Source organism: Nocardia sp. NPDC004340, from assembly GCF_053602575.1.
Map to the genome: position 1 here is coordinate 94,739 of NZ_JBSGDW010000007.1, position 19,607 is coordinate 114,345.

Annotated in this window: 20 protein-coding genes; 10 read left to right on the forward strand and 10 right to left on the reverse strand. The window is 68.3% G+C overall.

The annotated features are described in order from the left end of the window. Window positions 1–157 precede the first annotated feature (157 nt). Window positions 158–715: a GtrA family protein gene (locus tag ACWEOI_RS25860; RefSeq protein ID WP_433671964.1), complete on the reverse strand. Its 558-nt coding sequence runs from the start codon at window positions 713–715 to the stop codon at window positions 158–160. 222 nt (window positions 716–937) lie between these two features. On the opposite strand from ACWEOI_RS25860, the gene ACWEOI_RS25865 reads away from it, so the two are divergent. The 6 genes from ACWEOI_RS25865 (at window position 938) to ACWEOI_RS25890 (ending at window position 5,085) form a co-directional block, all read left to right on the forward strand. Then, complete coding sequence (locus ACWEOI_RS25865; RefSeq protein WP_452361281.1) at window positions 938–1,705, forward strand: DivIVA domain-containing protein; 768 nt, start codon at window positions 938–940, stop codon at window positions 1,703–1,705. 106 nt (window positions 1,706–1,811) lie between these two features. After that, complete coding sequence (locus tag ACWEOI_RS25870; RefSeq protein ID WP_433671966.1) at window positions 1,812–2,471, forward strand: YceD family protein; 660 nt, start codon at window positions 1,812–1,814, stop codon at window positions 2,469–2,471. A gap of 2 nt (window positions 2,472–2,473) precedes the next feature. Continuing rightward, window positions 2,474–2,656 carry a 50S ribosomal protein L32 gene (gene rpmF / locus ACWEOI_RS25875; protein WP_033088742.1) on the forward strand — a complete coding sequence of 61 codons (183 nt, stop codon included), beginning with the start codon at window positions 2,474–2,476 and terminating at the stop codon, window positions 2,654–2,656. A 17-nt stretch (window positions 2,657–2,673) separates the two neighbouring features. Beyond that, entirely contained in the window at window positions 2,674–3,444 is a 771-nt protein-coding gene (gene rnc / locus ACWEOI_RS25880) for a ribonuclease III (protein ID WP_433671967.1), read from the forward strand. After that, window positions 3,445–4,302, forward strand: coding sequence for a bifunctional DNA-formamidopyrimidine glycosylase/DNA-(apurinic or apyrimidinic site) lyase (mutM, locus tag ACWEOI_RS25885; protein WP_452361282.1), 858 nt, complete (start codon window positions 3,445–3,447; stop codon window positions 4,300–4,302). Window positions 4,303–4,503: 201 nt separating this feature from the next. Beyond that, window positions 4,504–5,085 (forward strand): dihydrofolate reductase family protein, encoded by a 582-nt coding sequence (locus ACWEOI_RS25890; protein ID WP_433671969.1) that lies wholly within the window; start codon window positions 4,504–4,506, stop codon window positions 5,083–5,085. A 4-nt stretch (window positions 5,086–5,089) separates the two neighbouring features. Here ACWEOI_RS25890 and ACWEOI_RS25895 read toward each other — a convergent pair whose 3' ends face one another. The 6 genes from ACWEOI_RS25895 to ACWEOI_RS25920 form a co-directional block, all read right to left on the reverse strand. After that, window positions 5,090–5,542 (reverse strand): DUF350 domain-containing protein, encoded by a 453-nt coding sequence (locus ACWEOI_RS25895; RefSeq protein ID WP_452361283.1) that lies wholly within the window; start codon window positions 5,540–5,542, stop codon window positions 5,090–5,092. A gap of 21 nt (window positions 5,543–5,563) precedes the next feature. Then, the gene (locus tag ACWEOI_RS25900; RefSeq protein ID WP_433671971.1) at window positions 5,564–6,727 is read right to left on the reverse strand and encodes a glutathionylspermidine synthase family protein; all 1,164 of its coding nucleotides are present in this window, start codon (window positions 6,725–6,727) and stop codon (window positions 5,564–5,566) included. Then, window positions 6,727–7,728: a hypothetical protein gene (locus ACWEOI_RS25905; protein WP_452361284.1), complete on the reverse strand. Its 1,002-nt coding sequence runs from the start codon at window positions 7,726–7,728 to the stop codon at window positions 6,727–6,729. Before ACWEOI_RS25905 ends, ACWEOI_RS25900 begins: the two co-directional genes overlap by 1 nt. 27 nt (window positions 7,729–7,755) lie before the next feature. Next, window positions 7,756–8,037, reverse strand: coding sequence for an acylphosphatase (locus ACWEOI_RS25910; protein WP_433671973.1), 282 nt, complete (start codon window positions 8,035–8,037; stop codon window positions 7,756–7,758). Next, complete coding sequence (locus tag ACWEOI_RS25915; RefSeq protein ID WP_433671974.1) at window positions 8,034–8,498, reverse strand: OsmC family protein; 465 nt, start codon at window positions 8,496–8,498, stop codon at window positions 8,034–8,036. Before ACWEOI_RS25915 ends, ACWEOI_RS25910 begins: the two co-directional genes overlap by 4 nt. A gap of 70 nt (window positions 8,499–8,568) precedes the next feature. Continuing rightward, entirely contained in the window at window positions 8,569–9,228 is a 660-nt protein-coding gene (locus tag ACWEOI_RS25920) for an HAD family hydrolase (protein WP_452361285.1), read from the reverse strand. A 128-nt stretch (window positions 9,229–9,356) separates the two neighbouring features. Here ACWEOI_RS25920 and ACWEOI_RS25925 point away from each other — a divergent pair, with 128 nt between their 5' ends. Further along, window positions 9,357–10,550 carry a cytochrome P450 gene (locus ACWEOI_RS25925; protein WP_452361286.1) on the forward strand — a complete coding sequence of 398 codons (1,194 nt, stop codon included), beginning with the start codon at window positions 9,357–9,359 and terminating at the stop codon, window positions 10,548–10,550. Window positions 10,551–10,768: 218 nt separating this feature from the next. Here ACWEOI_RS25925 and ACWEOI_RS25930 read toward each other — a convergent pair whose 3' ends face one another. Genes ACWEOI_RS25930 through ACWEOI_RS25940 form a run of 3 tightly spaced genes read right to left on the reverse strand, consistent with a single transcriptional unit; the run spans window position 10,769 to window position 14,129 of the window. Continuing rightward, a complete protein-coding gene (locus ACWEOI_RS25930) occupies window positions 10,769–11,470 on the reverse strand; it encodes a response regulator (RefSeq protein ID WP_452361287.1) in 702 nt (233 codons plus the stop codon). Next, on the reverse strand, window positions 11,467–13,980 hold the full coding sequence (locus ACWEOI_RS25935; RefSeq protein WP_433671978.1) for an ATP-binding protein: 2,514 nt from the start codon (window positions 13,978–13,980) through the stop codon (window positions 11,467–11,469). The genes ACWEOI_RS25930 and ACWEOI_RS25935 overlap by 4 nt, the downstream gene beginning before the upstream one ends. Further along, window positions 13,977–14,129 (reverse strand): hypothetical protein, encoded by a 153-nt coding sequence (locus ACWEOI_RS25940; RefSeq protein WP_379101804.1) that lies wholly within the window; start codon window positions 14,127–14,129, stop codon window positions 13,977–13,979. Before ACWEOI_RS25940 ends, ACWEOI_RS25935 begins: the two co-directional genes overlap by 4 nt. 307 nt (window positions 14,130–14,436) lie before the next feature. Between ACWEOI_RS25940 and ACWEOI_RS25945 the strand changes: the two genes are divergently transcribed. The 3 genes from ACWEOI_RS25945 to ACWEOI_RS25955 all read left to right on the forward strand — a co-directional run bounded on the left by ACWEOI_RS25945 (window position 14,437) and on the right by ACWEOI_RS25955 (window position 19,307). Continuing rightward, a complete protein-coding gene (locus ACWEOI_RS25945; protein ID WP_452361288.1) occupies window positions 14,437–16,647 on the forward strand; it encodes a protein kinase domain-containing protein in 2,211 nt (736 codons plus the stop codon). A 191-nt stretch (window positions 16,648–16,838) separates the two neighbouring features. Further along, a complete protein-coding gene (locus ACWEOI_RS25950) occupies window positions 16,839–17,447 on the forward strand; it encodes a hypothetical protein (RefSeq protein WP_452361289.1) in 609 nt (202 codons plus the stop codon). A gap of 99 nt (window positions 17,448–17,546) precedes the next feature. Next, window positions 17,547–19,307, forward strand: a complete 1,761-nt coding sequence (locus tag ACWEOI_RS25955) for a serine/threonine-protein kinase (RefSeq protein WP_452361290.1) — start codon at window positions 17,547–17,549, stop codon at window positions 19,305–19,307. Window positions 19,308–19,607: the final 300 nt, after the last annotated feature.

Here is a 19,607-nt window from a genome sequence, read left to right on the forward strand (position 1 = left end):
GGTCGCTGGGGCCGTGGTCCGCTCGTATCCCGCCGTCCCCCAAGGCATCCGCGCCCACGGTCCATGTCGGAACCCCTTTCGTCGTCGATACTGGCTTGGACGCCGACGCGGCGAAAGAGGTTCCCGCGTTCGCGGAGAACATATGGGGGAGTGGGGCTCAGAACACCCAGAGCCGCAGGGTGAGGAAGCGCATGGTGCCGACCACGGCTGTAATGCCCAGGACGGCAACGGCTTCGGCGATATCACCCATGCCGGGTGCGGTGACCTCGAGAATCGCCAGACCCGCCGAGGTGATGGCGAGCCCGGCCAGCGCCAGCGCCCCGCCCTCGATCTGCGCGGTGTACCAGCGCACCCGGTCCGCGGCCTGGAAGGTGAGCCGCCGGTGCATCTCGTTGGCGAGCGCGGTGCTCACGATGGATCCGGCCAGATTGGCCACCTGCGCGCCGCCGCCGTAGAGGGCGAGGAACAGCAGGATGTAGCCGACATTGCTGAGGCCGCCGACGAGGGCGAAGCGAATCAATTGCGCGAAGGCGGCGCCGCCGCGCAGCCAGGCCCCGATCCGGGCCGACCAGCGGACGCCGGTCGCGCGCAGGGTGTCGGTGCTCTGGGCGAGCGCCTCGGAGCCGTAGGCGAAGGCTTCGGAACCGAGGGTATAGGTGTGCACCAGACCGGGCACGGGCATCGTCGCCCGCTCCGGAATCTCGTGGACAGCCATCGTCTACCCCATCCGAACACGCCATTACTTGTCTTGCTCCTCAACGGTAAACCAAGTGGAGCTATTTCCTCCACTTGTTTTCCCTGCCGGATCTGTGAAACAGGCCATGTTGCGGAAAACCCGCGACACGCCGTGTCGGACCTTGTTGACAGCGCGGAGATTGGCAGACTGGCTGAAGCGGAGAGTCTCGCCGTGAGTCCTGGCAGGAGAGTGGGGTAGCACATGTACCGGGTATTCGAAGCGCTCGACGAACTGGTGGCCATCATCGAAGAGGCCCGCGGCATCCCGCCGACCCGAAACTGCATCGTGCCGCGCGGCGAGGTGCTGGAGCTACTCGATGACGTCCGCGAGGCGCTGCCCGGCGAGCTCGACGACGCCCAGGACGTGCTCGATCACCGCGACAAGATCGTCACCGACGCCCGCACCGGCGCCGAGACCACGGTCAAGACCGCCAACGACCAGGCCCACCACACCGTGTCGTCCGCCCGCGAGGAGGCCGACCGCATCCTGGCCGACGCCAAGGCGCACGCCGACCGCATGGTCGCCGAGGCCCGCGCCCACGCCGACCACCTGGTCGCCTCGGCCGAGGAGGAGGCCGAGCGCACGGTGTCCGACGGTCAGAAGGAGTACGACTCCCTCACCGGCCGGGCCCGCGCCGAGGCCGACCGGCTCGCCGCCGCCGGTCAGGCCTCCTACGACCGCTCGGTCGCCGACGGCAAGGCCGAACAGGATCGCCTGGTCTCCCAGACCGAGGTGGTCCGCGCCGCCCACACCGAATCGGCCCGGCTCATCGACACCGCCCAGGCCGACTCCGACCGCCTGCGCTCCGAATGCGACGACTACGTCGACGGCAAGCTCGCCGACTTCGAGGAGACCCTGCACAACACCCTGCGCATCATCGGCCGCGGCCGCCACCAGGTGCGTTCGGACTCGTCCGTGCCGGACTACGCCTCCGAGTTCCGCACCGAGTCGCCCGGCTTCCGTCGCTGATAGACGGCCCGATCGCCCCGCCTCGGCCCATTTGGGCCGCGAGCGGGGCTTTCGGTATTGTGGGGTGGTTGCCCATTCCCAGCCAGTGTGAAGGTGAGTTCAGAAGATGTCGGCCGATTCCGGTAATGGTTCGCGTCATCGTCACAAGTTGACGGACGCGGGCTTCGTGCTGGACGTACGCAGTCTCGGACGCGCCCCCGGATCCATGCGCGAGCTGCGCCGCACCGTGACGATCGCGGAGAAGATCGGCCTCGATCTCGTCGCGATCCCGGCCGGCGCCGAGGTCGAGCTGGATCTCACGCTGCAGTCGGTGTCCGAGGGCGTCCTCGTCACCGGCACGGTCACCGCTCCCATCGAGGGCGAATGCTCGCGGTGCCTCGACTCGTTCACCGACGAGCTCGAACTGCACCTCACCGAACTGTTCGCCTACCCGGACAGCGCGACCGAGCAGACCACCGAGGAAGACGAGATCCCGCGTCTGGTGGACGATTTCATCGACCTCGAGCCGGTGATCGTCGACGGCGCCGGCATGGAGCTGCCGCTGCAGCCGCTGTGCGAGCCGGACTGCGCGGGTTTGTGCCCGGAATGCGGGGTCAAGATGGCGATTGCGGGTTCCGGCCACGGTCATGAGATACTTGACCCTCGCTGGGCCGGGCTCGCGAATTTCACCGCTGAGTCCACCGACGCAGACACTGCGTCGGACCCATCAACCGATTCCACCCTTGCGGGACACAACGGTGCCGCAAGTAAGACAGAGGAGAGCTAGTCGTGGCCGTTCCGAAGCGCCGGATGTCCCGTGCCAACACCCACGCGCGTCGCAGCCAGTGGAAGGCCACCGCGCCGACCCTGATCACCTGCCCGAACCGCGCCTGCGGTCAGCAGACCCTGCCGCATATCGCTTGCCCGAGCTGCGGCACCTACAAGGGCCGTCAGGTCACCTCCGCGATCTGATTCGCGTATAGCCCACCGTGACCGCCAGCAAGGACGCGGCGGATATTCCCGCCGTAGGTGATGCCGCCGACCATGCCAGTCTGCTCGAGGCGCTCGGCGTAGACGTACAGCCGGAGCTGTTGCGCCTCGCGCTCACGCACCGGTCGTACGCCTACGAGAACGGTGGCCTGCCGACCAACGAGCGCCTGGAATTCCTGGGCGATTCGGTGCTCGGCCTGAGCATTACCGAGCGCCTGTATCTGGAGCACCCGGACAAGTCCGAGGGCGAACTGGCGAAGCTGCGTGCGAGCGTTGTCAACATGCACGCGCTCGCCGAGGTCGCTCGCGGCCTGGGCGCCGGCGGTCTCGGCCGCCACCTGCTGCTCGGTAAGGGCGAGGAGCTCACCGGCGGCCGGGACAAGCCCAGCATTCTCGCCGATGGCATGGAGTCGTTGCTGGGTGCGGTGCACCTGCAGCACGGCATCGATGTCGCGCGGGAAGTGGTGCTGCGCCTGTTCGCCGCTCTGCTCGAGCGCGGTCCCCGCATGGGGGCCGGGCTCGACTGGAAGACGAGCCTGCAGGAGCTGACCGCCGAGCGCGGCATCGGCGTGCCCAGTTACGAGATCACCTCCACCGGACCCGACCACGACAAGGAGTTCACCGCCACCGCGGTGATCGGCGGGAAGGGTTACGGCCAGGGGGTGGGCCGCTCCAAGAAGGAAGCGGAGCAGAAGGCCGCGGGCGCGGCCTACCGGTCGTTGAACGCCGATAACGCGCCCGAGGGTTCGGCCGACGGCTCGCAGAGCTAGATGCCCGAACTTCCCGAGGTCGAAGTCGTCCGGCGCGGACTCACCGAGCATGTGGTGGGCCGCGTCCTGGACAGCGTCACCGTCAAGCACCCGCGTTCGGTGCGGCGGCACGCGTTCGGTGGGGACGACCTCGCCGCCCGGTTGACGGGTCTGCGCGTCGACGCCGCGCACCGGCGGGGCAAATTCCTGTGGCTCACCTTCGACGAGCCCGACACCTCCCTGGTCGTGCATCTCGGCATGTCCGGGCAGATGCTGGTCCAGCCCGCGTCCGCGCCGCTCGAGAAGCACGCGCACATCATCGCCACCCTCGACGACGGCCATGAACTCCGTTTCGTCGACCAGCGCACCTTCGGTGGCTGGCAGCTCTCCGACCTGGTCGAGGTGGACGGCACCTGGGTGCCGGAATCCGCGGCCCACATCGCCCGCGACCCCCTGGACGAGCGTTTCGACGCCGATGCCGTGGTGAAGACCTTGCGCGGCAAGCAATCCGAGATCAAGCGCCTGCTGCTGGACCAGACCGTGGTCTCCGGCGTCGGCAACATCTACGCCGATGAGGCGTTGTGGCGAGCCGAGATCCACGGCGAGCGCCCCGCAGCCACGCTGACCCGCCACGCTCTGCACACCCTGCTCGCCGAGACCCGCACCGTCATGGACGAGGCCCTCCGCGCGGGCGGCACCTCCTTCGACGCCCTCTACGTCAATGTGAACGGTCAGTCCGGCTACTTCGAGCGCTCCCTCAACGCCTACGGCCGCGAGGACGAGCCCTGCCGCCGCTGCGGCGCCCTCATGCGCCGCGAGAAGTTCATGAACCGCTCCTCGTTCTCCTGCCCCCGCTGCCAGCCCCGCCCCCGCGGCTGAGGATCGTGGAGTGGACGACGGGGAAAGTTCACGCAGCGTTCGATTAGCGTGAGATGCCGCCGTCCAGGGCGCTTCCGCGCCTGAGACCAGCAGGTTTTCTTCCGAGCCGGGCAATCCGACTATCTCGGACCCGGCCTATCGCTCAGGTTCAGGCGCTACCTTTTCAGTAGCGGCACGCGTGGTGCCGGCTGGAGGAAGCACATGCGCAAACTGACTTACTACGTCGCGGCCACCATCGACGGATTCATCGCCACCGATGACGGCTCGGTCGACTTCTTCCCGGTCGGGGGTGATCACGGGCCCGCGATCATGGCGCAGTATCCAGAGACGCTGCCGACCAAGGTTCGTGAGGTGATCGGCGTCGACAAACCGTGCCAGAACTTCGACACCGTGATCATGGGCCGCAAGACCCACGACTTCGGCGTGCGGACCGGCACGTCCAGCCCGTACTCGCATCTGCGGCAGTTCGTGGTGTCCACGACGCTGCCGGAGAGCCCCGCGGCCGGGGTGGACCTGATCTCGGAGGATCCGCTCACCCGGGTGCGGGAGCTCAAGCGGGAGAAGGGACTCGGCATCTGGCTGTGCGGCGGCGGCGAGCTCGCCCAGACCCTGCTGCCGGAGATCGATCAGGTGTTCCTGAAGCTGTACCCGATCGTGCTGGGGCACGGGCGGCCGCTGTTCGGAGCCGCCGGACGGCTGCCCGAACCGGCCAAGTTCCGGGTGCTCACCAGCCGGATCTTCGAGGACGGCGTGGCCTTCATCAAGTACAGCCGGGTCCGCTGACCGGTCAGAGGATCGCGAACGCGACCACCAGGCCGATCGCGAACTGAGCGGCCGCCACCACCAGGGACTCGGTGCTGAATTCCGGCTTCTTCAGCAGTTCGCCGATATCGATGCCGATCACGAATTCGAGCACGCGCACCGAGATCACCTGGGCCACGATGCCGACCAGGCCGTAGACGGTGGCGGCCAGCAGCCCCTCGGACAGCTTGCCCGCCTGCGCGTAGATGGCCAGCACCACGATCAGCGCCATGCTGATCATGGCCGACGCGCTGATCACGACGGCATTGGGCAGACCGCGCGCCACCATGGTGCGCAGCGGGCCCGGAGTGGTCACGTCCACGGCCTGGAAGCCGATCAGCATGAGCACCAGGCCGAGCAGGGCATAGGCCAGGATGGCGCCTACGCCGCGGCCGAGTGAATGCCAGTACCCGGCTTCGAGGGCGAGAGCGGTGGTCATCGGTGGTCCTCCGAGGTGTGGTTACTGCGGGATGCGGTGCGGGACGAAGGTGGAGCTGTCATCGGTGATGAGGCCGACGGTCTCCCGGATGCCCAGCCCCGCGGACGTGTCGCCCACGATCCAAGCACCGAGTACCGGTCGCATACCGTCGAATTCGGGCAGCGGGTCCAGCAATTGGTAGACGTAGCCCTCGTCGCCGTAGACGCCGCCGGTGGCGGTTTCCAGGCCCGCGCCGACGATGGTCATGTTCGCGCCCTCGCGGCCCAGTTTGGGCTTGCGAATGTACTCGGTGAGCTCGTGCGGATCGTCGAGGTAGGTGGGCAGCAGATTGGGGTGGCCGGGGTACATCTCCCACAGCACCGCCAGGATCGCCTTGTTCGACAGCAGCGTCTTCCACAGCGGTTCGATCCACATGGTCTCCGGCAGCGACTCCACCACGCGGCGGCCGAAGTCGTCGTCCAGGGCCCATTCCCACGGGTACAGCTTGAAGATCGCCTCGATCGGGGCCTCGGCCAGATCCACGAAACGGTCCAGCTCCGTGTCGAATCCGACTTCCTCGATGGGCAGGGCGATGGTGTCGAACCCGGCCTCGGCGGCCGTCTCCTGCATGTACGCGGTGGTGACGTTGTCCTCGCCGGAACCGTCCGAACCCGACCAGGTGAAGTGCAGCTGACTGCCCGGCAGGTTCTCGCGCAACTCACCCCAGCGCTCGACCAGCTTCTCGTGCAGGGAATTCCACTGATCGTCGTCGGGGTGGGTGTCGGTCAGCCAGTGCCACTGCACGATCGCCGCCTCCAGCAGGGAGGTGGGCGTATCGGCGTTGTACTCCAGTAGTTTCGCCGGGCCGCGGCCGTCGTAGCGCAGGTCGAAGCGCCCGTAGACGTGTGGGTCGGAGCGGTGCCAGGACTTGGTGATGTGCTCCCAGCTCCATTGCGGCAGACCGAAATCGGCGAAACGCTCCATGAGGACGACCTGTTCGACCGCGTGCAGGCACATCGAGTGCAGCACCTCGACCTGCGCCTCCATGGCGAGGATCTCGTCCATGTCGAACTCGTAGTGCACCGATTCGTCCCAGTAGGGCCGCGGCTGACCGTCGGCGTACTGCCCGGGAGAGCCGTAGACCAGACCCTGACCTTCGATGATCCGCTGCCAGCCCGGCCGCGGAGTGCTGCGAACCCGCCGCACTAGGAACCTCCACCGATCTTCGCTCCGAGGCCGCCACGCTGAATCGTGCTGCCGCTCTTGGTCTTCACTGTCGCGCCCTTGGGGGCCACCGTGGTGCCACCGGTGGGCGCGCGCCCGATGGTGGTGTTGCCGCCGTAGTAGTAGCGGTAGGAGTGGCCCAGGTAGATGAACGTGCTCGTGTGCGTTCCGGGGTGCCCGCTGGACGTGGCGCTCGAGCAGTAGTTGTCGGGGACCACGATCTCCTGGTTGTCGCGGTCGGCGGTCACGGTCTGCCCGTTGCCGATCGGCACGATCTCGCCCTTGTCGGCGACCACCGTGCAGGACGCGGTCACGTCGGGTCCGCTCCAGGCCGAGGCCACCAGGTAGCCGCCGCCGACCAGCGCCGCGATGCCCGCCACGGCGGCGCCGCCGATCAGGACCCGCTTCTTCTTGCGCTGCTTGGCTTCCGCGGCCTCCGCCTCGGCCTGCTGCTGCTCTTCGGCCCGTTTGCGCGCCTTCTCCCGGGCTCGCACCTCGGCCACCGTCGGCGGGCGCGGCTGCGTGATCCCCGCTTCCTGCGAGATGATGCTCCCGCGCCGCGGCGGTTCCGGAACCGCGGGCACCGGCGGGGCGTCGGGTTCCAGTGACGGCATCGGCAGCGTGAACGGCGGCTCGACGCCGGGCGGCGGGGTGACCGCGCCGAGCGGTGCCGCGCCGGGACTGCCGAAAGCGCCCGCGCCGCCGTGGGATTCACCGGCGAGCGGATGGGTCGGGTGAGGTTCGCCCGCATCGGGCGGGTTCGCGGATGTGCCGGATAGTGGCAGCGTCGGCTGACTCCCGCCGGGCTCCGGAGCGGGGAATCGGAGCGTCGGGGTGGGAGCGTCCGGCGTCGGCTCGGCCGGATTGCCGGATTTGCCAGAATCGGCGGATTCGCTTGGCGGACTGGGGCGTTCGGACGGGTGCGCGGGGTCGGGGGTGGGACGGTCCGGGTTGTCCGGACCGCCGGGACGATCAGTGGCCATTCGTCGACTCCGTGGGCTCGCCGCGCGTTAGCGTTCTTCGAATCCTGTCATTCCGCCCGCGGCGGGACCCCAGTCTTCCACCACCAGGTTTACCCGACCTGGTGTATTACCGGAACGTAGCAGGCCGAGCAGCGATTCGCAGGCATCGCGGGGTCCTTCGGCGATGACGTGCACGCGGCCGTCGCGATGATTGCGGGCGTAACCGGTCAGGCCCAGCTCCAGGGCGCGTGACCGGGTCCACCAACGGAAGCCGACCCCCTGGACCTGGCCGTGTACCCAGGCGCTGAGCCGGACCGGGGCATCGCTCATGCGTCGACGCGGAAGGTCAGGTTGACCGTGGTGCCCGCCTTGAGGGTCCGGCCGACGGTGCACACCTTGTCGATGGCGCGCTGCGCGGCGACCAGCAGCCGCTGCCGCGACTCCTCATCGAGTTCGCTGAGGTCGAGCTCGACCTCCTCGTTCAGCTCGGGGTAGAGCTCGTTCTCGCGGTCGGCGTCGCCGGAGACGTGGACGGTGGCGTCGAAGGTATCGCCCAGGCGGCGCGCGAGGGTGAAGTCGGAGCTCAGGCCGGTGCAGCCGGCGAGCGCGATCTTCAGCAGCTCACCCGGGGTGAAGGCGCCGGGCACGCCCGCGGACGCGATCAGGACCTCGCCGCCGCGGTTGTTACGGCCGGTGTAGGCGCGGGTGCCGGTGCGTTCGGCCCACAGCTTGACCGGTTCGGCCGCCGGATCGGTGGCGGGGGTTTGCGGTGCGGCGGTCTGTTCGGACATAGGTCAAATCCTCCCATTGGGTCACCCGGGACGACCATGTGGTCGCCGATCGTTCGGAACACCGAGGTGGTCAGCGGAATTCCGATACGAGTTCGGGTGTGACCTGCGTCAGGTCGTCGGCGACGTAGGCGGCCGCGGCGAGGGCGTCGGCGGCGGGCGGATATTTGGGGTGCGGGACCGCGATCACCGTCATCCCGGCGGCGTGCGCGGCGCGCAGGCCGTTGCTGGAATCCTCGATCGCCACGCAGACGCCCGGGTCCAGGCCGAGGCGGGCGGCGGCCTCGAGGTAGCCGTCGGGGGCGGGCTTGCCGCGCTCGACCTCCTCGGTGGACACCGTGGCCGCGAACAGGTCGGTGACGCCCATGTGGTCGAGCACCACGTCGATGAGCCGGCGCGGGGAGGAGCTGGCCAGGCCGAGGGTGTAGCTCGCGGCCAGGCGGCGCACGGTGGCGACGGCGTCGGGCATGAGCGGGAGGTGGTCGGCGTAGCGGGCGGCCATGCGGGAGACGACGTCCTCGGCGACCTCGTCGGGGGTGCGGCGGCCGTCGAGCAGGTCCTCGCTCAGGTACCGCGACCATTCCGCGGTGCTCATCCCCATGAACCGGTCCTGGGTGTCGGGCAGCCAGCGCCCGCGCATCTCGTCGATGTACTCGCGCCGCACCTCCTCCCAGATGGGTTCGGTGTCGATGAGCACACCGTCCATGTCGAACACGATCGCGGCAACAGACATGGCGTCCATGGTGGTTCATGGCGGTCCACTGACTGGGACCGCCCTCCGGAACCGCGCCGCCGGGTCGCGTCCGGGATTAGCGTCCGAAGCGAAACAGGCATACCCGCAAGTGAATACCGAGGTGGACCGTGGGCACGGTCAGCGACATCTATGACCCCGAGCTGTATGTGGCGGGACCGATCCACGAGATCTTCGCCGAGCTGCGGCGCACCGATCCCGTGCACTGGCAGGAGATGCCGGGCGAGCCCGGGTACTGGGCGATCCTCAAGCACGCGGACGTGGCGCACGTGGCCCGCAATCCGGAGTTGTTCTCCGCCGAGATCGAGGGCGTGATCCTGGAGAACCAGCCGCCCGAACGGCTCGAGCAGACCCGCAACATGCTGCTCATGATGGATCCGCCGCGGCACACCGAATACCGCAAGCCGCTGGCCGAGCATTTCAAGGCGCGGGTGGTCGGCGATATGGAGGACCGCGTCCGCGAGCTCACCGCCGCCCTGCTCGACAGTGTCGACGGCGATGTGGAATTCGTGCACGACGTGGCGGGCGTGCTGCCCAGCCAGGTGGTCGGCGGGCTGTTCGGGATTCCGGCGGAGGACTGGCCGAGCCTGCGCCGCTGGGCCGAACAGTCGGTCAGCCAACAGGATCCGGATCTGGTCGGCGACTTCGACGTCACCGCCGAGCTCACCAATATGGCCATCTACGCCATCCAGTTCTCCATGGCGCGGCGCGCCGAGCCGCCGAAGGAGGACCTGACCTCGCTCATCCTGGCCGGTTCCTTCGGCGGGAACGCCATGTCGGACCTGGAGTTCGGCAGCTTCTTCACCCAGCTGGTGACCGCGGGCAACGACACCACCAAGACCATGCTGTCCTCCGGGCTGCAACTGCTGATGCAGCACCCCGAGCAGCTGGCCGCGATGCGCGAGGATCCGTCGCTGATTCCCGGTGCGGTGGAGGAGATCCTGCGTTTCGCCAACCCGCTGCACTACTTCCGCCGCACCGCGACCGCCGACACCGAGATCCGCGGTGTCCCGATCAAGGCGGGCGACAAGGTGGCCATGTGGTACACCTCGGCCAATCGCGACGAGGACGTGTTCGCCGATTCCGGCCGCTTCGACATCCGCCGCAACCCCAACCCGCACTTGTCCTTCGGTCTGGCCCAGCACTTCTGCCTGGGCGTGCACCTGGCACGGCTGGAGGGCCGGGTGTTCTTCGAGGAGCTGCTGGCGCGTTTCCCGAAGCTGGAGCAGACCGGCGACGCCCGCCGCATCCGTTCGAACCTCAATAACGGCCTCAAGTCGTTGCCGGTGCGCATGACCCGGTGAGCGCCACGCCGCCGACGCGCTGAACACGCGACATTCATCGCGAATGCCCGGCCACTGTTCGCGCGCCCATCACCGCGCGGACGCCCGGCCGTCACCCGCTCCGGCGAATCTGGCCGCACCCCGGGGAATTCGCCGTCGTGACCCGAACCCATGCCGGCCCTGCCGATCCCCGGGGCGGCGAACAGGATCAGGGAGCTCCCGGGGAGCTCCCTGATCTGCTACGGCTGGAAGCGGTAGCCCATGCCCGCCTCGGTGAGCAGGTGCTTGGGCTGCGAGGGGTCGTCCTCGAGTTTGCGCCGCAGTTGGGCGAGATAGACACGCAGGTAATGGGTTTCGGTGGCGTAGGACGGCCCCCAGACCTCGCGCAGCAGTTCCCGGCGGCCGACCAGTTTGCCCTGGTGGCGGACCAGCATCTCCAGGACGCCCCATTCGGTGGGGGTCAGGTGGACGTCGCGGCCGTGGCGGGTGACCTTCTTGGCCGCCAGATCGACGGTGAAGGAGGCGGTTTCGATGACCGGTTCCGGGGTGTCGGCGGTGACGGCCGAGCGGCGCACGGCCGCCCGCAGGCGGGCCAGCAGTTCGTCCATGCCGAACGGCTTGGTGACGTAGTCGTCGGCGCCCGCGTCGAGGGCCTCCACCTTGTCGGAGGAATCGGTGCGGGCCGACAGCACGATGACCGGGGTGGTGGTCCAGCCGCGCAGGCCGCCCAGCACCTCGATGCCGTCCATATCGGGCAGGCCGAGGTCGAGAATGATGACCTCGGGGTGCTTCTCGGCGGCGGCGCGCAGGGCGGCGGCGCCGGTGGAGGCGGTGGTCACCTCGTAGCCGCGGACCGACAGATTGATGCGCAGCGCGCGCAGGATCTGTGGTTCGTCGTCGACCACCAGCACTTTGATCGGCGCTGCCGCCGCGTCGGTCACCTGTCCTCCTCGGTCGTGTCCGCGGGGTCGTCGCCCCCGGGTAGATCTATCACCATGGTCAGGCCGCCACCCGGGGTGGGCTCGGCGTGCACCGTGCCGCCCATGGCGTCGACGAATCCGCGCACCACCGACAGGCCGAGGCCGACGCCGGTGGAGGTGTCGCGATCGCCGAGCCGTTGGAAGGGCTCGAAAAGCTGATCCTCCAGGCCGGTCGGTACGCCGGGCCCGGTGTCCACCACCGTGATCGCGACCCGCTTGCCGACCTGCTCGGCCGCGACCCGCACCATCGAATCCCTGGGGGAGTAGCGGGCGGCATTGTCGATCAGGTTGGCCAGGACCCGTTCCAGCAGACCGGAATCCGCGTGCACCGCGATGGCGCCGACATCCACCTTGACCCGGTCCATGGTGGTGCGGCGCATGCCGCGGGTGCCCATGCCCATGAGCGCGTGATGCACCACCTCGTCGAGGTAGACCTTGCGCATCTGCGGCTTGATCACTCCGACCGCCAGGCGCGAGGAGTCCAGCAGATTGCCGACCAGGGCGGTCAGCTGATCCACCGATTCCTCGATGGTCTCCAGCAATTCGGAGGTGTCCTCGGGGGAGAACTCCACGTCGTCGCTGCGCAGGCTCGACACCGCCGCCTTGGCCGCGGCCAGCGGGGTGCGCAGGTCGTGGCTGACCGCCGACAGCAGCGCGCGGCGCAGCTTGTCGGCCTCCATGACCGCCTGGGCGGCGCTGGCCTCGGCGCGCAGCTGTTTCTGCTGCACCAGTCCCGCCGCCTGATTCGCGACCGCGCCCAGCACCATTCGGTCCCCGGAGGTCACGGCTCGTCCTCGCAAGAGCAGCCAATGCATGTCATCGCCCGCCTCCACAGCGGTCTCGGCGTCGCCGACCTTGGTCGGCGGCTGATCTCCCACCGACGCGATCACCTCGTCGTCGGTGACGAGGCTGACCGCGTCCTGGCCGTAGGTCTCCCGTGCGCGTTCGAGCAGATCCTGCAGGTTCGCGCCGTGCAGCACCGAGCCCGCGAACAGGGTCAGCAGCTCGGCCTGGCGAGAGGCCTTGCGCGCCTCGAAGGTTCGCTTGGCCGCCACATCCACCAGGGCCGCCACCGCGACCGCCACCAGCAGCAACACCACGATGGTGAGGAAGTTGTCGAGCTGGTCGATGGTGAGGCTGTAGCGGGGCTGGGTGAAGAACCAGTTCAGCAGCACACCGGACAGCAAGGCGGACAACGCCGCCGGAGCGACGCCGCCCAGCAGTGCCACCGCGATGACGCCGATGAAGAACAGGGCGCTCTCGCCGCTGAGATCCAGCAGTTGGTCGAACCAGAAGTAGATGACCGCGCAGATCAGTGACGGCACGAGGACCGCCGCCGACCAGGAGCCCAGTTTGCGTTCGCCCCGGGTCAGCGCGGACCAGCGGAAGCCCTTGTTGGATTCCTCGTGGGTCACCATGTGGACGTCGATCTTGCCGGACTCCTGCACCACGGTGGCGCCGATGCCCTCGTCGATCATGCGCGCCCAGCGCGACCGCCGGGAGGTGCCCAGCACCAGCTGGGTGGCATTGACCTGCCGGGCGAAATCCAGCAGCGCGGTGGGGACGTCCTCGCCGGTGACGGTGTGCAATTCGGCGTCGAGTCCGGTGGCCAGATCGCGCAGACGGTGGAGACGTTGCGTCGAGACTCCGGCCAGTCCGTCGCCGCGCACGATGTGCAGCACGATCAGCTCGGCGCTGGATTTGGCGGCGATGCGGCTGGCGCGCCGCACGATGGTCTCCGACTCCGGGCCGCCGGTCACCGCCACGACGACGCGTTCGCGCGCCTCCCAGGTGGTGGTGATCTGGTGGTCGGCCCGGTATTTGGCGAGCGCGGCGTCGACCTGGTCGGCCAGCCACAGCAGCGCGAGTTCGCGCAGCGCGGTCAGGTTGCCGGGCCGGAAGTAGTTGCGCAGGGCCGCGTCGACCTTCTCGGCGGCGTACACATTGCCGTGGGACATTCTGCGCCGCAGCGCTTCCGGGGTGATGTCGACCAACTCGACCTGGTCGGCGGCGCGAACCACCCAGTCCGGCACGGTTTCTCGCTGCACCACGCCGGTGATCTGCTCGACCACGTCGTTGAGGCTCTCGAGGTGCTGCACATTGACCGTGGACACCACGTCGATGCCCGCGTCCAGCAGGTCCTGCACGTCCTGCCAGCGCTTCTCGTGCTTGCCGCCGGGAATGTTGGTGTGCGCCAGCTCGTCCACCAGCACCACGGCGGGCTGCCGCCGCAGCACCGCGTCCACGTCCAGTTCGGGCAGGGTCGCGCCGCGGTACTCGACCAGCTTCGGCGGGATGCGCTCGAGTCCGGCGAGCAGTTCGGCGGTCTTGCTGCGGCCGTGGGTCTCCACGACGGCGGCCACCACATCGCGGCCGCGTTCCAGCCGTCGATGGGCTTCGGCCAGCATCGAGTAGGTCTTGCCTACGCCGGGCGCGGCCCCGAGGTAGATGCGTAGTTGGCCGCGTTTCACTCGTCCATCATCGCGCGGGGTGCGCGGATGTCCTGCGGTGCCATGCGGACGGGTTCGCGGGCGGCTTCGGCGTTGGCCATGGCGCGCAGTATGAGCGCGCAGCCGATGAACCCGAAGATCACCATCAGGGTGACGGCGACGTGCGGCACGGTTTCTCCTTGGATGTGTACGGCGATCGCCCCGGCCGTGGCCGGGCTCCCCACTTCATACCTCCGATGCTGGTCAAGTCACCGATCCTGACGGTTTCTTTACGGGGGTGTGTCGGGTTGTTGACGTCATCCGAGCGAGTACGTCCGCCGTGGCCGCTCCCTACTTGTGCCGCCCGTGCGCTCGTTTCGGAGCGATACCCTTGAACAGGAGGTCTGGTGGAAAGGTGACGATGTGGGGCTACTGCGGTACGAGGTCGCATCGCGCGTAGCCGCCGTGTGATCGCCTGGGGCTGATCTGGAGCTGCCGATGCACGAGCCGATCGATCTGGTCGATTCAGCTGAACGAACCCGCACAGCGCTCGCCACTGTCGTGGCACTGTTTTCAGAGGCGTGGGCATCCGGGTTCCCGCCCGATCTGTCGGCATATCTACCCGGTGAACCGGTTGATCGGCGGACGATATTGATCGAACTGATCAAGATCGACCTCGAATACCGCTGGCTTCGTCATCACTTTCCCAAACGACTGACCGAATACCGTGCGGAATTCGCGGAGCTGCGGAATGGTCCGCTGCCGGCCGAGCTGGTCTACGAGGAATACCACGCCATGCGCCGCGGTTCCGCCGCCGTCGATGCGACTGCCACGCGTGCCGAGGCCACTGCCATGGCCGACCCTGAACCGGCATGGCTCACGAGTGATTACTACAGCACGATGATTGCTCGTCCCAGTGCCCAAGTAGTTCTCGACGCCATCGATGTCGGCGACCATATCGACGATTTCGACCTCCTGATGAGGATCGGATCCGGTGCCTTCGCCCAGGTGTATCTCGCTCGGCAGCAATCGATGCAGCGACTGGTCGCGGTCAAGATTTCCCACAATCACGGCATCGAGCCGCAGACCCTCGCCCAACTGGACCACGACTACATCGTGCGCATCTACGACCAGCGGCTGATCGCCGATGGCGAGCTGAAGCTGCTCTACATGCAGTACCTACCCGGAGGAACACTGCTCGATGTGCTGCGCTTTCAGCGCGCGAGACCCACGGAACACCGCAGTGGGCAGCTGCTGCTCGATGCCATCGACGAGGTACTCGCGGCGAAGGGCGAGGTTCGGCCCACCGAATCCGCCGTTCGGACCCGGACCGCGGCACTGACATGGCCGGAGACCGTCGCCTGGCTGGGCCGCCGACTTGCGGACGCGCTGCAGCATGCGGCCGAACGCGGGGTGTTGCATCGAGACATCAAACCCGCGAACGTGCTGCTGAGTGCCGAGGGAATCCCCAAGTTGGCCGACTTCAATGTCAGCTCCAGCAACCGCATCAAGGGCACGAGCCCCCTGGCTTACTTCGGCGGTTCACTGGCGTACATGTCGCCCGAACAGCTCGAGGCCTGCCATCCGGACTTGCCGGCGACCGCCGCCGACCTCGACACTCGAAGCGACATCTTCGCGCTGGGTGTCATGCTGTGGGAGCTCCTCACGGGCCGCCGCCCATTCGCGGACGAAGCGTCGGCCGGCGAGTCGGAGACATCGCTGGCCCGCATGCTCGAGCTGCGGCGCAAACCCGTCGAGCCGGAGTTCCTGTCGGAGCTTCCGCCGGATTGCCCGATGGCGCTGCGCCGAGTGCTGTTGAAGTGTCTGTCGCCCAACCGCGAAGACCGCTACTCGTGCGGCACGGAATTGGCTCAGCAGCTCGACTTGTGCCTCGAGGACAGGGCCCGTGACCTGGTCTACCCACCGCCGAACAGTTGGCGGGCACGACTTTCCCGACAGCCCACCCTCATCCTGTGGTCATCGTCGCTGGTCGGCGTCAGCCTGGCTCATATCTATGGGGGCGTGCACATGCGGGCACTGCTCGCCGACCACCTGACCGATGCCACCATCATGCAGCTCCTCAGGGGCGTCATCGTTTTCGAGCTCTGTGCCCTGCCCTTGTCCGTCCTCGTCTACGTGTACATGTCGCGTGATCTGCTCGCGGTTCCGCGCGGCATGCGCCATGGCAGACGCTACGACGAGGTAATGCTCGCGCGGGTGCGGTCGCGAACACTGTTCTGGGGCGACCTGTGTGCGATGAACACTCTGCTGTTCGCGGTTCTCGGGACCGCGATGGGGGTGGTGCTGCTCATCCGGTTCACCGACCTCCCGGCGCGGATGGTGGTCCACGCGGTGACGACCGTTCTGGTGATGGGCACCGTCTCGGTTGCCTACACGTTCTTCCTTTCGACGTTCTACGTCGTCCGCTGTGTTTATCCCATCTACTTGCGCCGCGGCCGTACCACGGCGGATGACTCCGTCGATCTTCGCGCGCTGCGTCGCAGAACCACGGCCTATCTCGCGGTGACGGCATCAGTGCCGCTGGTCGGGGTGCTGGCCGGATTCACCACCCTCGAACCGGAGGAGCTTCCGCTCGTGCGCGATTCGGTTCTGGGGTTGTGCGCGGCCTCCGGGCTCGCATTCGTCGCCGTCTACTGGTTGTTCCGCAAGCTGCACGCAGACCTGCGCGCGCTCGAGCGGGTGGTCTAGCAAATCAGCCACGGCCTGCCCGAGGTGCGGCCGTGTCCCGTGTTGTAGACAGGATCCGCGCGCGGGATTCGCGACAGGCCATGGCGTTCAGCCGGAAATAGCTACTGATCAGCTATCGTTCGTGACGCACGTGTCCATCACCGGTAGTCAGGGGAGCGTTTCCAAGTCGAATCCAGCGAGAGGGTGGTCGAATGGCTCGTCGGTATGGAGGATCCCGGACCCGCGCGTCGCGACGCGCCCTGGTGCCGATCGTCGGCGCGATACCACTGGCCATCGCCGTGACCTGCTCCATCGCCACCGCCGAGGCCGCGGCGCAACCCGCTGACCCGGCTCCCGCGCTCATCGAGCAGCTTCAGCTCGTCCCGGCGCTGCCCGGCGTGCCGACGATTCCCGCCGCCATCCTCGACCCGGCGAAGACCGCCGCGGCCCCCATCGGCTACTCGGACAACGCGACCCAGCTCATCGTGAACAGTGGCGCCGCCGGTCTCATCATCGGCGCGGTCGTGGGGACGGTGTCGGGCGCGGTGATCGGGGCGGTGCCGGGAGCGCTCGTCGGGGCCGCGGTCGGTGCGGCCGTCGGCGGGGTCGCGGGTGGTCTCGCCATGGGTGTTCCGACCCTGGGAGTGGGTGCGCCCATCGGGATCGGGGGTGGCGCTCTCGCGGGGGCCGGCATCGGCGCCGTGATCGGCGCCGTGCTCAGCGCGATCGTGGCCGGTGTCACCATCGGCGCCATCGGCGCGGCTGTCGGTTACGAGCTCGGCGCCGGCACCGGGATCGGCAACGCTCAGCAGGGCGGCTGAGCGAGCGACCGGCCGTGTTGCCGGGGATCCGGGTGACCGGAAAGGACCAACCGGTACCAGATCTCGCGTAGGCAGTGTGGGAACCCTAAGCTGACGTCCGTGAATTCCGGGCGGTCAATGGTCGACGGGCGTTTCGAGTTGATCGAACCACTCGGCAGCGGTGGCATGGGCACGGTGTGGCGCGCGTACGACGTGGCCCTGCACCGCGAGGTGGCGCTGAAGGAAGTGAAGGCGGAGGGCGAGGCCACCGCCGCCGAGGTCCAGCGCGAACGCGTGCTGCGCGAAGCCCGTGCCCTGGCCCGCATCACCCACCCCAATGTGGTTGCCATCCACCACATCGTGGACACGCCCGCCGAGCAGCATCCGTGGATCGTCATGGAGCTCGTCGCGGGCGGCTCGCTCGCCGACCGGCTCGGCGACGGGCCCATGACGCCCGCGCACGCCGCCCTGGTCGGGCGCGGCATCCTCGCGGGTCTGCGCGCCGCCCACGCCGTGGGCGTCCTGCACCGCGACGTGAAACCGCCGAACGTGTTGCTGCGCACCGACGGTTCGCCCGTCCTCACCGATTTCGGCATCGCCGCCGTCAACGACCTGACAGGGCTCACCTCCACCGGCAGCGTCGTCGGCTCCCTGCCCTACGTCGCCCCCGAACGCCTCCAGGGCCACGAGGGCAACCCCGCCTCCGACCTGTGGTCCCTGGGCCTGGTGCTGTTCGCGGCCGTCGAGGGCTATCAGCCCATGCGCCGCGACACCGACGTCGCGACCCTCGCCGCCGTCCTCATGGGCTCGGTCCCGGCGCCGCGGCAGGCCGGACCGCTCACCCCGGTCCTGCAGGCCCTCCTGGTCCCCAATCCGGGCCACCGCCCGCCCGCCGACCAGATCGACCGGATGCTCTCCCAGGTGATCGCCACCGGCGACACCGCCCCGGAACAGGTTGCGCACCACCAGTTCTCGGGCTCGCACGGCACGGTCACCTCCCCCCAGGATCTGACCCCGCCACCCCAGGCGTTCCAGACGTTTCCGGTGACCCCGCAGCCCCAGGCCTACGCGACGGTGGCTCAGCCCCCGCCGTTCGCGACGGCGGCCCAGCCGCAGCCGTTCCCGACGACGCCGCCGCCGGGATTTGCGACGACCATCCCGCACCCGGGCGGCTACACTGCTCCGCAGGCGTTCGTTCCGATGCCGCCGAACCCCACACCGGTTGCGCCGCAACGCAATGCGCGACCGTGGATCTTCGCCGGTGTCGCCGTCGGCCTGGTGGTCGCCGTGGCCGCCGCCATCGCCCTGTGGCCCTCGTCCGACAGCCAGGGCGGGTCGAGCCTGCCGCCCGGCCAGGCCGATCCCACCGACATCATCCTGAGCAGCGGGGTCGCGCAGCCCACGATCATCGCGCCCACCACCGCCAAGGGCGCCCCCGCCGTCGATCTGCTGACTCCGGACGGAGTCCGCAAGGCCATCGCGGCACTGGAGAAGGTCACCGGCGGAAAGCAATTCACCGAAACCACCATCTATCCCGAACGCGTGTCCTCCGGCGCACCCGTCGCGACCGAGCCCAACCACTACGACACGTTCAGCTACAGCAACGGCGCCGCCAAACGCGACGGCGTGGGCGGCCAACTCACCGGCAAAACGCTCGATCTGAGCTCTATCAACTGGGATATCCTCCCGGGCCTGCTGGCCGAGGCAACTCAGAAACTGAAGGTCTCCAACCCGACGACTCGCTACATCATCGTCGACACCGACGGGACTTTCAGTGACGGGCGGCAGGTCCTTCGCGTCTACATCGACAACGTGTACAGCGACGGCGGCTATGTCTCCGCGAGCCTGGACGGAACCATCCTCAGGGTGCTCGGGCGCTAGGTCATCGGGCTGTCCGAGGCCTGAGACAGCAGGTCCTGACAGTTCTTTGATGGAACTGGCCGGTATGTGGACGACATCCGTACGGCACCCGGAGCGACGCTGTAAGTGGAGCGTCAATGCGACCGGGCGGTCCGCTAAGAAGGCGTAAAGGCCCTCGGAATCGGGGCTGACGGGCGCTTGACTCACTCCGGCGCGTCTTGGGACGCGCCGTTCAGAGAGAGGTCAACAGAGATGTCCGTCGTGGTGTTCACGGTGCTGACGGTGGCGTTGTTCGCGCTGTTCGGCTTGATCCAACGCGGG